Annotated in this window: 13 protein-coding genes; 9 read left to right on the plus strand and 4 right to left on the minus strand. The window is 51.4% G+C overall.

Features of this window, described 5'->3' with window-relative positions:
* Positions 1–7: 7 nt before the first annotated feature.
* The 3 genes from ACYVIY_RS09690 to purQ all read left to right on the plus strand — a co-directional run bounded on the left by ACYVIY_RS09690 (position 8) and on the right by purQ (position 2,441).
* Complete coding sequence (locus ACYVIY_RS09690; protein ID WP_460976126.1) at positions 8–748, plus strand: 5'-nucleotidase C-terminal domain-containing protein; 741 nt, start codon at positions 8–10, stop codon at positions 746–748.
* Positions 726–1,664 (plus strand): bifunctional metallophosphatase/5'-nucleotidase, encoded by a 939-nt coding sequence (locus tag ACYVIY_RS09695; protein WP_460976127.1) that lies wholly within the window; start codon positions 726–728, stop codon positions 1,662–1,664. Before ACYVIY_RS09690 ends, ACYVIY_RS09695 begins: the two co-directional genes overlap by 23 nt.
* Positions 1,665–1,754: 90 nt before the next feature.
* Positions 1,755–2,441: a phosphoribosylformylglycinamidine synthase subunit PurQ gene (gene purQ / locus ACYVIY_RS09700; protein WP_460976128.1), complete on the plus strand. Its 687-nt coding sequence runs from the start codon at positions 1,755–1,757 to the stop codon at positions 2,439–2,441.
* A gap of 104 nt (positions 2,442–2,545) precedes the next feature.
* On the opposite strand, the gene ACYVIY_RS09705 is transcribed toward purQ, so the two are convergent.
* Together ACYVIY_RS09705 and ACYVIY_RS09710 are read right to left on the minus strand one after the other, a co-directional pair.
* The gene (locus ACYVIY_RS09705) at positions 2,546–3,643 is read right to left on the minus strand and encodes an alkene reductase (RefSeq protein ID WP_460976129.1); all 1,098 of its coding nucleotides are present in this window, start codon (positions 3,641–3,643) and stop codon (positions 2,546–2,548) included.
* Positions 3,644–3,737: 94 nt separating this feature from the next.
* Positions 3,738–4,007 (minus strand): ArsR/SmtB family transcription factor, encoded by a 270-nt coding sequence (locus ACYVIY_RS09710; protein WP_460976130.1) that lies wholly within the window; start codon positions 4,005–4,007, stop codon positions 3,738–3,740.
* A gap of 151 nt (positions 4,008–4,158) precedes the next feature.
* Here ACYVIY_RS09710 and ACYVIY_RS09715 point away from each other — a divergent pair, with 151 nt between their 5' ends.
* From ACYVIY_RS09715 to ACYVIY_RS09725, 3 genes are all read left to right on the plus strand, one after another.
* Positions 4,159–5,790: a CotH kinase family protein gene (locus tag ACYVIY_RS09715; protein ID WP_460976131.1), complete on the plus strand. Its 1,632-nt coding sequence runs from the start codon at positions 4,159–4,161 to the stop codon at positions 5,788–5,790.
* A gap of 204 nt (positions 5,791–5,994) precedes the next feature.
* Positions 5,995–7,152 carry a glycosyltransferase family 87 protein gene (locus ACYVIY_RS09720; RefSeq protein WP_460976132.1) on the plus strand — a complete coding sequence of 386 codons (1,158 nt, stop codon included), beginning with the start codon at positions 5,995–5,997 and terminating at the stop codon, positions 7,150–7,152.
* A 78-nt stretch (positions 7,153–7,230) separates the two neighbouring features.
* Entirely contained in the window at positions 7,231–8,133 is a 903-nt protein-coding gene (locus ACYVIY_RS09725) for a glycosyltransferase family 2 protein (protein ID WP_460976133.1), read from the plus strand.
* A gap of 93 nt (positions 8,134–8,226) precedes the next feature.
* On the opposite strand, the gene ACYVIY_RS09730 is transcribed toward ACYVIY_RS09725, so the two are convergent.
* On the minus strand, positions 8,227–9,099 hold the full coding sequence (locus ACYVIY_RS09730) for a hydroxypyruvate isomerase family protein (protein WP_460976134.1): 873 nt from the start codon (positions 9,097–9,099) through the stop codon (positions 8,227–8,229).
* A gap of 89 nt (positions 9,100–9,188) precedes the next feature.
* The gene (locus ACYVIY_RS09735; protein ID WP_460976318.1) at positions 9,189–9,833 is read right to left on the minus strand and encodes a 3-keto-disaccharide hydrolase; all 645 of its coding nucleotides are present in this window, start codon (positions 9,831–9,833) and stop codon (positions 9,189–9,191) included.
* 275 nt (positions 9,834–10,108) lie between these two features.
* Between ACYVIY_RS09735 and moeB the strand changes: the two genes are divergently transcribed.
* The 3 genes from moeB (at position 10,109) to ACYVIY_RS09750 (ending at position 12,888) form a co-directional block, all read left to right on the plus strand.
* The gene (moeB, locus tag ACYVIY_RS09740; RefSeq protein WP_460976135.1) at positions 10,109–11,248 is read left to right on the plus strand and encodes a molybdopterin-synthase adenylyltransferase MoeB; all 1,140 of its coding nucleotides are present in this window, start codon (positions 10,109–10,111) and stop codon (positions 11,246–11,248) included.
* Between the two features lie 99 nt (positions 11,249–11,347).
* Entirely contained in the window at positions 11,348–11,701 is a 354-nt protein-coding gene (panD, locus tag ACYVIY_RS09745) for an aspartate 1-decarboxylase (protein WP_460976319.1), read from the plus strand.
* 137 nt (positions 11,702–11,838) lie between these two features.
* Positions 11,839–12,888 carry a lysylphosphatidylglycerol synthase transmembrane domain-containing protein gene (locus tag ACYVIY_RS09750; RefSeq protein ID WP_460976136.1) on the plus strand — a complete coding sequence of 350 codons (1,050 nt, stop codon included), beginning with the start codon at positions 11,839–11,841 and terminating at the stop codon, positions 12,886–12,888.
* Position 12,889 lies beyond the last annotated feature (1 nt).

Consider the following 12,889-nt stretch of genomic DNA (forward strand, 5'->3'; position numbering starts at 1 on the left):
AGTACGTATGAAAAAATACATTTTATGGATAGCTCTGGCGAGTTTAACAGCCTGCCAGTCCGGCTATCACCTCACGAACCGAACAGCTAGTCGAATTGGGGTTGATTCGGTAACGGCGCAGGCCGACAGCAGCGTTGCCAATTTTCTGATGCCGTATCGCCAGGGGCTCGACAGGACCATGAATGAGGTGCTGACACGCTCCACGGCCCGTATCGAGAAAGCCCAACCAGAAGGGCCGCTCAATGATTTGCTGACGGATGCGCTATTGCAACAGGCCGCTAAACGCTATGGCAAACCCCTCGACTGCGCCCATCTAAACTACGGTGGCATTCGAAATAACTTACCGGCGGGTAACATTACAACGGGCTCAATTTTTGAAGTGATGCCGTTCGACAATCAGCTCGTTATTCTGACTGTTAACGGCGATATGCTGTTGCAACTGCTGAACCACTTCGCCAACGGCAACAAACTGGTGATTGGCGGCTTACGCGCCAAAATTCACAACGAGCAGGTGCAGTCGGTGCAGTTTACAAACGGCCGGACGCTCCAGCCCAATGAAACGTATACCGTCGCCATGAGCGACTACGTAGCTGACGGGGGCGATAACGCCGGTTTCCTGAAGAATCCCGTCAAGCGCGAAACTATCAACTACCTCATCCGCGATGCACTGATCGACTATTTCCGCGAACAGGGCAAGAGTGGTCAACCTATTACTCCCGCTTCCGATGGACGCATTAGCATCGAATAGACGCCAGTTTCTGAAACTGTTTGGCAGCGCGGCCGTTGTCGGCGCGGTTACGCCCGACCTGCTGGCGCGTAGCCCCAGCGCAAAACCAACATCGCTGACGATTCTGCACACCAACGACGTGCACAGCCGACTAGATCCGTTCCCGATGGATGGTAGCCGGAACGCGGGTAAAGGGGGCATTGCCCGCCGTGCTACGCTTATACGACAGATACGGAACGAGCAGGTAGCAGGTAGTCCGCGCCAGGTCCTGCTGTTCGACGCGGGCGACATGTTTCAGGGTACGCCATACTTTAACCTGTACAAAGGTGAACCCGAAATTCTGGCCATGAACCAGCTCGGCTACGATGCCGGTACAATCGGAAACCACGATTTTGACGGGGGTATCGACAACATGGTTACGCAGTTTGGCAAGGCCAGCTTCCCGATCCTGATCGCGAATTACGATTTTAAAAACACCGTACTCGACGGGCGGACAACCCCGTTCAAAGTCTTTGTCAAAGACGGCATTCGGATTGGTGTGTTTGGGCTGGGAATTCAGCCAAACGGCTTGATTCCGAAGGACGCCTACCGGGAAACAAAGTACCTCGATCCAGTGGAGATTGGAAACGACATCGCAGCCCGGTTGCGGAACGAGAAGAAATGTGATTACGTTATTTGTTTGTCGCACCTTGGTTTCAAGTACGAAGAACCCACTGTTTCTGATAACGTACTGGCGGCTAAGACCCGTAATATTGACCTCATTATCGGTGGTCATACACATACGTTCCTGAATGCTCCCGTTGCCGTGAATAACCTGGATGGCCAGCCCGTCTGGATCAATCAGGTTGGCTTTGCGGGTATTAACCTTGGCCGACTTGACCTGACGTTTGAGCGGGGTAAAGCCAGCCTATCAGGCCAGTCGGTAGAAGTAAAATAAACTCAATATCTTTGTAATAGCTTAGAGAGTGAAAGAGCGATTGGTTCTTCTTTATCTCGTTCACCCTTTCAATCTTTATTTTGTTCTCTCATGAAATTTGGCGTTGTAGTTTTTCCCGGCTCTAACTGCGATCAGGATGCAGTGGACACGTTGGAACTGATGGACCAGGAGGTCGTTAAACTTTGGCATAAAGACCATGACCTGCAGGGCTGTGATTTTATTCTCCTGCCTGGCGGTTTTTCGTACGGTGATTACTTGCGTACGGGAGCCGTAGCGCGGTTTTCGCCCATTATGAACGAGGTAATTGCCCACGCCAATCGGGGTGGTTATCTGATGGGAATCTGCAACGGTTTCCAGATTCTGGCCGAAGCCCGACTCGTACCGGGCGTGTTGCTACAGAATGCCAATCAGCAGTACATCTGCAAAAATATTTACCTGACGCCCCAGTCGCCCGACGCCCTGCTGACGGCGGGTTTGGACCGGCCGGCTTACAAAATTCCGATGGCGCACGGCGACGGTCGCTATTTCGCCGATGCCGATACGCTTAAAGCACTGAATGACAACGGTCAGGTCTTGTTCCGTTACTGCGACGAAACGGGTGCCATTACCGAATCGGCGAACCCGAACGGCAGCCTGGAAAATATTGCGGGCGTAACCAACAAAGGCAAGAACGTATTCGGAATGATGCCGCACCCCGAACGGGCCGCTGATCCGGCGCTCGGCAATACCGATGGCCGACTCATTCTAGAGCAGGTGCTGAAAACCGTTTTAGTATAGCTTGATTCATCTAATTAGAAAGCCCCAATCTGAACAGGTTGGGGCTTTCTGGTATATAGACGTACGTATGGATTAGCGTCAGCTATTTCTAACTAGTGGCAAACCTACACCTTAGCCGGAGTCGCTTCCAGCACCGGATAATCGGTGTAACCTTTTTCATCGGGCGTGTAAAACGTCGAGAAATCGGGTTGATTCAATTCAGCACCGGCTTTGAAGCGCTCGACCAGGTCAGGGTTGGCGATAAATGGGCGGCCAAAAGCAACCAAATCGGCCCGTCCACTTTGCAGGGCTTCTTCGGCCCGATCGACGTCGTAACCACCACTCAAAATAACGATACCTTTAAAAGTACTGCGGATGGCTTCGACAATAGCCGGATCAACGGCCGGAGCGCCCATCGACGCATGATCGACCAGGTGTACATACACGACGTAATCCGACAGCTTCTCCGCTACGTAATGATAAATAACGTCGTCTTCGGGTGAGTACGGCATGTCGTTGAAAACACCGTAAGGCGACAGGCGAATACCGGTACGCTCTTTTCCGATGGCGTTGCTCACTGCTTCGGCTACTTCGAGCGCGAAACGGGCGTTGTTCTCGGCCGAGCCACCGTATTCGTCGGTACGTTGGTTCGAACTTGGCCGCAGGAACTGCTCGATCAGATAACCATTGGCTCCGTGCAGCTCAACCCCGTCGAATCCGGCTTCAATGGCATTCTTAGCCGCCTGCACAAACTCCTGAATCACTTCTTTAACCTCTTCAGTCGACAAAGCACGTGGTTCGGCATGATCCTGCATACCATGCGTATCGGTATAAATCTGCCCGCTGGCCGTAATGGCCGAAGGGGCGATCACCTGGCTGTTTTCGTGCATATTCACGGGGTGGCTGATACGTCCCGTGTGCATTAGTTGCGCAAAAATTCGTCCGTTTTTAGCGTGTACGGCGTCAGTTACCTTCTTCCAGCCTACCACCTGCTCAGGAGTATAAAGGCCCGGTACCCGTGCGTATCCATTACCATTCGGCGAAGGCGCAATTCCTTCGGAAATGATCAACCCGGCCGAAGCACGTTGTTCGTAGTAGGTTGCCATGATGTCAGTTACGTTGTGGTCCGTGGTCGCCCGGTTGCGGGTCATTGGGGCCATCACGATGTGGTTCTGGAGCGTTAGGCTGCCCAGCTTTGCTTCCGAAAACAGTTTTTGTGCCATGAGCTGTGTACTATGTTGTCGAGGTTTGTATTGTGAGATCGAGCAGAGAACGCAGCTATTTATTTAAAAGTTTAAATGTATTGAAGAAAAAAACTCAGGCGAGTTTTTCCAGGAAGCCCGAAAGCTGCTGAAGCGATTCTTTGTTCAGCGACAAATGCAGGTTGCGACCTTCTTTCTGAGCATTTACTAATCCACTCTCTGTCAGCTGTTTAACATGGTGCGAAACGCAGGGTTGCGACAATCCGGTCATCTCCTGAATATCCGTGCAGGTCAACGTACCTTTGCGCGACAGCTCCATTAAAATTGATAATCTATATTTATCGGCAATAGCACCGGTAGCTTTTTCAACGAAGCGATGTTCCATACAAGTGGTGAGTTAGCCGCCGAAGCGACCGATCTGTTTACGGTTCCGTTCACAAACCTAACAAAAGTTGGCGATTGAAGGTGCCAGGTCTGTTTCTGTCTTGTTTTAATGGTATTTTTATGTAAAACCTGAAATCTGTCTAATTCTACCTATGCGACTTCGTTTTGTGTGGTTATTGCTCGGCATCAGTACGTTTCCGTTATTGTCCTCTGGTCAGTCGTTTACGTCATCTGTTTTGCCCATTGTTCTGATCAACACAAACGGACGGAGCATTCCCGACGAGCCAAAAATTGTGGCCGACTTACAGATCATTGACAATGGTGCGGGCAAAGTCAACAACCTCACCGACAAACCCGCCTTTACCAGCCGAATCGGCATCGAAATGCGGGGCGCTTCGTCCCAGGATCTGTTTCCGAAAAAACCATACGGTATTGAGCTGCGCGACAGCACGGGCGTAAATTCGGTGAACGTATCGCTGTTGGGTATGCCCGCTGAAGCGGATTGGGTATTGAACGCTACGTACAGCGACAAGACACTCATCCGGGAAACGCTAACCTATGACCTGAACCGGCAGATGAGTCCGTATTACACACCCCGATACCGCTACTGCGAAGTCGTGTTGAATGGTCGTTACGACGGCATCTATATCCTGTTTGAGAAAATTAAACGGGACAAAAACCGCGTCAATATCAGTAGTATCAAGAAAACGGACGTAGCGGGCGACGCGCTAACGGGTGGTTATATCTTTAAGATTGACAAGACGGAGGGGTCCCCTTCGCGGAGTTGGCTATCGCCCTATACCGGTCCAAGGGGTCAGCCTATCCTGATTCAGATTGACCGGCCAAAACCGGAAGACTTGGCGGAAGAGCAGGTTCAGTACGTTAAAAAATACATTACTGATTTTGAAAATGCCCTCCGGGGTGATCAGTTTCAGGATTCGGCGGTTGGGTACCGCAAGTACATCAACGTCGATTCCTTTGTCGATTACATGCTGCTGAACGAGGTCAGTAAAAACCAGGATGGCATGCGCTTGAGCGCGTTTTTCTACAAAGACCGGGAGTCGAAAGGTGGGAAGCTGACGATGGGTCCCATCTGGGATTTCAACATCACCTACGGCAACGCCGACTATTGCAACGGCAACTCACCTCAGGGCTGGGTTCACGATTACAATTTGATTTGCCCTTCCGACACCTATCAGATGCCGTTCTGGTGGAATCGACTCCTAAACGATAAAACCTTTGCCAATGCCGTTCGGACCAAATACCAGACGCTGCGCAAAACGGTGTTGAACACCGAACGCATTCAACGCTACGTCGACTCGGTAGCTACCGTCCTGACCGAGCCCCGCACCCGTAATTTTCAGCGGTGGCCGGTCATTGGTACGTATGTCTGGCCCAATGGCTACGTGGGGCAAACGTATCAGCAGGAGGTCGACTACCTGAAAGAGTGGGTTCGCCAGCGGTTAAACTGGATGGACACAGCCATACTATCGCTGGGAGCAATGCCCTTAGCCAACGAACCGCAGGCACAGTTTGAGTTGACCATTCGTCCAAACCCCTCCTCCGGTGATGTTACGTTACAATACCGCTTACCCCATCCAACCAGCCTGCGGCTAACCCTGACCGATGAAACTGGACGGACAGTCCGCCAGTTCGACTGGCCAAACCAGTCAGCCGGTGAGCATCAGCAAACGCTTCGCGACCTGCCCGATGAACCTGGTGCGTACGTCCTACAGATTGAATCAGATGGGCAACTGCTCAGCCGCAAAGTGCTTCGGCTGTAAGCTCAGCTTATTTAACATGAGTTGTGAATAAGTAGTAGGTCAAAATAACTAATTATTAGGCTTTCGCTGACGCGTGGCCCCGCCACGCGTCAGCATCACACTTTCCTCTAGTCAACGATCGTAGCATGTGTAACGCATTGCGCAGTACGCTATTTTCTTGCCGCCGACGCTTATTTTTGCTTTTTCTACCTGATCTCTTGCCCTGTGACGTTGAACTTTACCAAGTCGATTTTCAGCAATCTAAAATTTATACTGGGCATTTATGCCGCGCTGGCGCTGCTGGCGAGTATCAAACTTGTCTTTTTTGAAGGCTCGGGCGTTTACAGCATCTTCTATTATTCTCTTTACCATCTGATCGACGGAAAGAGTTTATACGCCAGCTACCCCGCCGAATACGTCGATCACTACCACTATGCTCCCACCTTTGCCGCCTTGTTTGCGCCGGTGTTTGCCCTCCCCTACTCGGTCGGCCTTTTCCTGTGGCAACCCATGTTTGCGGCCGTCTGGGTGTACGCGATTTACCGAATGCCGTTGACGCATTCGCAGAAAGTGGTAGCCTACTGGTTTTGCCTGCACGAATTGTTTACATCCCTCGTCAACAGCCAGACGAATCCGCTCATCGCAGCTATCTCTTTATTTACGTTTTTGTGCCTGGAGAAAAAGCAACCGCTATGGGCGGCTTTCTTTATCATATTGGGTGCTAACATCAAGATCTATAGCCTGGTAGCCGGTGGCTTGTTTCTTTTGTATCCGCAGAAGGGCCGCTTTCTGCTGTATGCGGTGCTGTGGGCCGTTGTCTTTGCGTTAACTCCGCTGCTGTTCACGCCTGTCGACAAGTTAATCTGGCAGTACGACCAGTGGGTCAATCAACTACTAATCAAATCCGACGTCGATAAGTGGGTCAATACGTCGATTCACCGCCTTGTTCACCAGACCATCTCGCCCGACATTTCGACTTCCGCAATTATTGGTGCGGGTGTACTGCTCTTCTGCACAGTTTACATACGTATCGACCGATATAGGGAACAGACATTCAGGCTTTTAATGGTGGCGTCTGTGTTGATTTTTCAGGTTATTTTCAACCCCGTTTCTGAATCGCCGACCTATATTACGGCGGTCACGGGCGTGATGTGCTGGTGGGTCTGTAGCCCGCAAAACTGGCTGGACCGCCTGCTGCTGGCGAGTTGTTTCGTGTTTACGGTCATGTCGCCGAGCGACATATTTCCGGCTGTGTTACGAGAGCAGTTTGTCAAACCATACGTACTGAAAGCGCTCCCCTGCGTACTAATCTGGTTTCGGGTTATCTATCTGATGCACGTTCCGTCGTCGTCTCAGTTCATGTTACGTTCCGTTCAATCGTAGCTAAAAGTTACCGGATAAAACCGACCTTTGCAGCGGCTTCCAGCGGTAAGGTAGGTCCATTATCAGTTTTCAGTCATTATGACGATTAGCGGTTTTTCATACGTACGTAACGGAATTCAATATCAGTATCCGTTCTTAGAATCGATTCAGTCAATCCTGCCTATCTGCGACGAATTTATTATTGCGGTAGGCGACTCGCACGACGGAACTCGGGAAGCGATTGAAGCGCTTAACAGCCCGAAGATCAAGATTATAGACACTGTATGGGACGACGAATTAAGGCAGGGCGGAAAAATTTTTGCCCAACAATCGAACCTTGCTTTAGCCGCTTGCCAGGGCGACTGGCTTTTCCATATTCAGGCCGACGAAATCATTCACGAAAAGGACCTGCCGACCATCAAAGCAGCCATTGAAGAAGCTGACGGTGACCCGCAAGTTGAAGGTATACTTTTCGATTTTTTAAATTTCTACGGAAGTTATAAGTACCTCAATGGAAGCCGCTACCAGCATACGAAAGAGATTCGCATATTCCGGAATGGGCTGGATGCGTTTTCGTACCGCGACTCACAGGGGTTTCGACGTTATAAAAACGCAGCTCAGCGGACAAGCGGCCATAAAGGCGAAAAACTGCACGTGCGCTACATCGGTGTACCGGTATACCATTACAGCTACGTCCGGCACCCTGAAGCTATGCTTCAGAAGACACAGATTTTTGCCCATTACTACATGGACGATCAACAGCATGCTAAAGTATTTGAGGGGAGTAAGGCGTTCGACTATTATCACATCGAGCGGATTATTCCGTTTACAGGTACGCACCCGGCCGTTATGTCGGAACTTGTCAAACGTGGCAACTACGATTTCGATCCTAACAAAATCAACAGGGATATGCCGCTAAAAAAACGCGTCGCCTATTGGTTGGATAACCTCTTAGGCCGACGCGTTGGCGAATACAAAAACTATAAACTTATAAGGAGTTAGAAGCGAGGAGACAGGAGCGAGAATTTATCAAGCTGGTCATTTTTTGCGCCAGTCTTCTCACTCCTATCTCCTCGCTCCTATTTACGCTAAAAACTATACATCACACAGCAGTACCGCTTCCTTGAGGCTGGTCAGCGGGTCACGCTTCGGAATGAACTCCTGCGATACGTAGCCTTTGAAGCCGGTATCGACAATAGCTTTCATAATGGCGGGGTAATTCAGTTCCTGCGTCTCGTCGATCTCGTTGCGACCGGGATTACCGCCCGTATGGTAGTGACCAATGTATTTGTTGTGCGCGCGGATGGTCCGGATGATGTCGCCCTCCATGATCTGCATGTGGTAGATGTCGTACAGCAGCTTGAAGTTCTCGGAACCGACACGTTTGCACAGATCTACCCCCCAGGCCGTGTGATCGCACATGTAATCCTTGTGATCCACTTTGCTGTTGAGCAGTTCCATAATCATCGTAATTCCGTACTTCTCAGCGCTCGGCATCAGTCGTTTGAGTCCCTTCGCGCAGTTTTCAAGTCCCTGCTCGTCGCTCATGCCCCGGCGATTTCCCGAAAAGCAGATAACGGAGGTAAGGCCCGCTTCTTTCAGTTTTGGGAAGATAGCCTCGTAGCTGGCCACTAGTTCATCGTGGAACTTCGGATCGTTGAATCCATCGTTGATACCCTTACCGGCTCCTTGGGGCAGCGCACTGGTCAGTCCGTATTTTTTCAGAACAGGCCATTCCTCGGGACCGGTTAGTTCAATCGACTTAATACCAATGTCTTTGGCGGCTTTGCAAAGGTCTTCGAGCGGTATTTTACTATAACACCACCGACAAACCGAGTGGTTGATGCGCCCCTTCAACATAGGAGCGCCCGATTCAGTGTGCATCATAGAGCGGGCAAAGGAGTCAGTGAGCACTGGCAGGGTAAGTGCAGTGCCCGTCAGGGTTTTTAGAACGTTTCGACGTATCATAATGAGTGAATGAGTGAGTAAGCGAAAGAGCGAATAAATAGATGAAGCTAAACTCGCTCATTTATTCTTTCGCTCTTTCACTTTTTTAATCATAGTTCGCGGATCCGGATGTTCCGATACCAGACTTTATCGCCGTGATCCTGCAATGCCAGATGGCCGGTTGTGTACTTGTTAAAGCCTTCCCACCCCTTAAATTTACTCTGAGCGACCATAGCATCCCATTCGGGACCGCTGGCGGTGTACTCCGCGATCTTCTTGCCGTTCAGGTAATGCTCTACTTTGCCGTTGTTGATTACCAGACGCGCCTTGTTCCACTCCCCGGCGGGTTTAGCCGCGTTCGGCGTAATAGGCTTTTGCAGGTCATAGAGTGCTCCAGCCGTCCGGTTACCGTCGCGGCCCTGCTTAGCGTCCGGGTGGCGTTCGTTGTCGAGTACCTGCATCTCCGGACCGGTCTGATACGTCGCTTTGTACTTCGGATCTTCGTGCACGTGATAGATGATGCCGCTGTTCCCCCCTTCGGCAATTCTCCACTCCAGTTCCAGCTCAAAATTGCCGTATTCTTTGTCGGTCACCAGATCACCGGCCCCACCGGATGCCAGGTGAATAGCTCCGTTATCGACCGTCCACTTATCCGAAACAGGCTGACCACTTTTCAGATACGTATGCCAACCGGTCAGCGATTTGCCATCGAACAGCGATTCCCACTTCCCTTTTTTGGGCTTAGCGGCCGACATGTCCGGTCCATCAGTACGAGTTACTTTTTCTGAATTAGCGTAAGTTAGGCTGAGGTTGCAAGTCAATGCAAGGGCCAAAAGTCCGGCCACAGAAAGACGTTGGTAGTTCATTGTCGAGAAACGTTAGGATTTTGTCGGGACAATACTAACGAAAAAACCGATAGGCAGCGCGTTCACAAAATATTTAAGCGCTTCTGTAAATTCAGGCAATTTTAGAGACCATTATTCTGTTGGATTATTGCAACATCTAGTTGGGTTGCTCAACGAAGACCAGTATGGAAGCGACGACCTTGATACCCGCCGAAAAACAACGCTATCAAAAACACCTGAATTTGCCGGAAATTGGGACAGAAGGCCAATTGCGGCTCAAAAACGCCCGTGTGCTGGTGGTGGGTGCCGGTGGATTGGGCTGTCCCGTTCTGTTGTACCTCACGGCCGCTGGTGTGGGCACCATTGGCGTTATTGACCCGGATGCGGTCGACCTCAGTAATCTTCAGCGGCAGGTGCTGTATACGACGGACGAAGTAGGCAAGCCTAAAGCGAAAGTCGCCGTTAGCCACCTGAATCGGCTAAATCCTGACCTGACGTTCGATACGTATACGATGGCGCTGGAGATTGGCAACGCCCGCACCATCATTGAGGCTTACGACATTGTGGTCGACTGTACCGATAATTTCAAGGTTCGGTACCTGGTGAACGATGTCTGTGTACTGCTCAATAAGCCGTTTGTGTACGGTGCCATCCATCGTTTCGAAGGGCAGGTAGCCGTCCTGAACGCTGACCTGGGCGATGGTCGTCGCGGGCCTACGTATCGCTGCCTCTTCCCCGAGCACCCCAACGAGATCGAGATCCCAAACTGCAACGACACTGGTGTGCTGGGCGTGCTTCCCGGTGTTATCGGTACGTATCAGGCCAACGAAGTCATTAAACTCATCACCGGCATTGGCCAGTCGCTGAGCGAACACTTATTTATGGTCGATCTGCTGGCAATGAGTCAACAAAAGATTAAGACTAAACGCCGGGCCGACGCTCATGAACTGGCCCAACAAGGGCTGGCATCGGCAGGTACCCAATCGGCGCGGGTGAATACCGCTCCTCAAAAAATGTCGGTTCAGGAACTGGCTGACCGGCTGGCACAGGGCGAAAACATATTTCTGCTGGATGTCCGTGAGCGACCCGAATACGAGCTTTGCCACCTGACGGATGCCGTGCTGATTCCGGTCGGCATGATCCCCAACAACCGCAAACGAATTCCTACTGATCGGCCCGTGGTTGTGTACTGTCACCACGGAATTCGGTCCGCTAACGTCGTGCAGTACCTGTACGCGCAGGACGGCCTGACGAATCTGTTCAACCTCGACGGGGGCATTAACGCCTGGGCGCGCGACATTGAGCCCGAAATGGCGGTGTATTAAGCCCGGAACCAAGCCTTGCCCCGCACTGTTCTGAGGGCAATCACGGTCAGTGAGCCGCCCGTAAACCGGTTCCGAACCGTGCGTTCCACCTATTTTATCATGTTCGTCAACGTACTTAAATCGAAACTCCACCGCGTCAAAGTCACGCAGGCAGAACTCAATTACGTCGGAAGTATCACCATCGATGAAGACCTTATGGATGCGGCTGGCCTGTTTGAAAACGAACAGGTTCACGTCGTCAACAATAATAACGGCGAGCGACTCATCACCTACGTGATCAAAGGCGAGCGGGGGTCAGGCATCATCTGTCTGAATGGAGCTGCGGCCCGACGCGCTCAGGTCGGCGATATTGTCATTATCATCTCCTACGCTATGATGACGCCTGAAGAAGCAAAGAGCTTTAAACCAACCGTTGTGTTTCCCGACGATGCTAACCAGCTCGTACGGGTATAGCCGATTCATCAATTGATAACCCCGGTATCATGGAAACTCCGTTACTTTGTGGCGGAGTTTTTTGCTTGGGTTCGTTCATCGCATCCCGGTGCCTTGTTCGAGCGCTACCAAAGACGGTCTGCGGGCCGCAACTGTGTATGAATCTAAAAAATATCATTAAATACCTCGTTTCATTAGCCATTGCCGGTGGACTGCTTTGGTTTACGTTTCAACAAAGTCACCTCGATGCCGCCGATTTGTGGGCCAAGATCAGCGCGGCCGATTATCGGTGGGTGCTCGTATCGGCGGTGTTGACCATTGTTGCACACTGGAGCCGGGCCGAGCGTTGGCGAATTTTACTGGAGCCCGTTGTGCCCCAGCGGCCAACGGCAGTGGACGCCACAACCAGCGTACTGACCGGCTATCTGGCAAATCTCGCCTTACCCCGCGCCGGCGAAGTAGCCCGCTGCGGTACGTTGTACCGATTAGCCAACGTACCGGTTAACGTAAGTTTTGGAACTGTGGTCGCCGAGCGACTCTTTGACGTCTTGATGTTGCTGATCCTGCTGGCGGCTACGTTTATTCTTGAGTTCGACCGGCTAAGCCAGTTCTTCATGGAGTTTTTAGGTGGTAAGCTGCCCAAAGGTTCAAGCGGGTCGGGCTTACTGATTCTGGTGGGCGCTGTCGTATTAGGAGTTGGCGTACTCGCCTGGTTCCTGTTCAACCGGTACCGCGACGCCCTAGGTCGGCATCCGCTTTATCAGAAAGTCAGCGCGTTTCTGGGTGGTTTGCTCGAAGGACTGCTGAGCGTTCGCAAACTGCGTCGGCCCGGTGCCTTCTTAGCCCATACTGTCCTGATCTGGACCTTATATTACCTGATGTCGTATACGTTATTCTTCGCCATGCCTGCTACTGCGAATCTGGGTCCATTGGCCGGATTAACCATATTAGTGGTAGGATCGTTAGGCATGGCTGCACCTACACCGGGCGGTATCGGATCGTTCCACCTGCTGGTGGGCCAGGTTGCCCTATTGTATGGCCTGACCAGCCAGGACGGTCAGGTGCTGGCTACGTTCATCCACGGCGTGTCTACGCTCATGATCATCATTTTGGGGATAATAAGCTTACTGGTTGTGCTGCTCCGACGGAATAAGGCCACCCAGGAAGCCGACGTCTTAAATGATCCCAAAGCCATTAAATTAGGGTAAC

The organism is Spirosoma knui (assembly GCF_054780635.1).

Coding starts and splice junctions, on each gene's coding strand:
- ACYVIY_RS09690 (WP_460976126.1), top strand. CDS start 8: ATGAAAAAATACATTTTATGGATAGCTCTGGCGAGTTTAACAGCCTGC.
- ACYVIY_RS09695 (WP_460976127.1), top strand. CDS start 726: ATGGACGCATTAGCATCGAATAGACGCCAGTTTCTGAAACTGTTTGGC.
- purQ (WP_460976128.1), top strand. CDS start 1,755: ATGAAATTTGGCGTTGTAGTTTTTCCCGGCTCTAACTGCGATCAGGAT.
- ACYVIY_RS09705 (WP_460976129.1), bottom strand. CDS start 3,643: ATGGCACAAAAACTGTTTTCGGAAGCAAAGCTGGGCAGCCTAACGCTC.
- ACYVIY_RS09710 (WP_460976130.1), bottom strand. CDS start 4,007: ATGGAACATCGCTTCGTTGAAAAAGCTACCGGTGCTATTGCCGATAAA.
- ACYVIY_RS09715 (WP_460976131.1), top strand. CDS start 4,159: ATGCGACTTCGTTTTGTGTGGTTATTGCTCGGCATCAGTACGTTTCCG.
- ACYVIY_RS09725 (WP_460976133.1), top strand. CDS start 7,231: ATGACGATTAGCGGTTTTTCATACGTACGTAACGGAATTCAATATCAG.
- ACYVIY_RS09730 (WP_460976134.1), bottom strand. CDS start 9,099: ATGATACGTCGAAACGTTCTAAAAACCCTGACGGGCACTGCACTTACC.
- ACYVIY_RS09735 (WP_460976318.1), bottom strand. CDS start 9,833: ATGTCGGCCGCTAAGCCCAAAAAAGGGAAGTGGGAATCGCTGTTCGAT.
- moeB (WP_460976135.1), top strand. CDS start 10,109: ATGGAAGCGACGACCTTGATACCCGCCGAAAAACAACGCTATCAAAAA.
- panD (WP_460976319.1), top strand. CDS start 11,348: ATGTTCGTCAACGTACTTAAATCGAAACTCCACCGCGTCAAAGTCACG.
- ACYVIY_RS09750 (WP_460976136.1), top strand. CDS start 11,839: ATGAATCTAAAAAATATCATTAAATACCTCGTTTCATTAGCCATTGCC.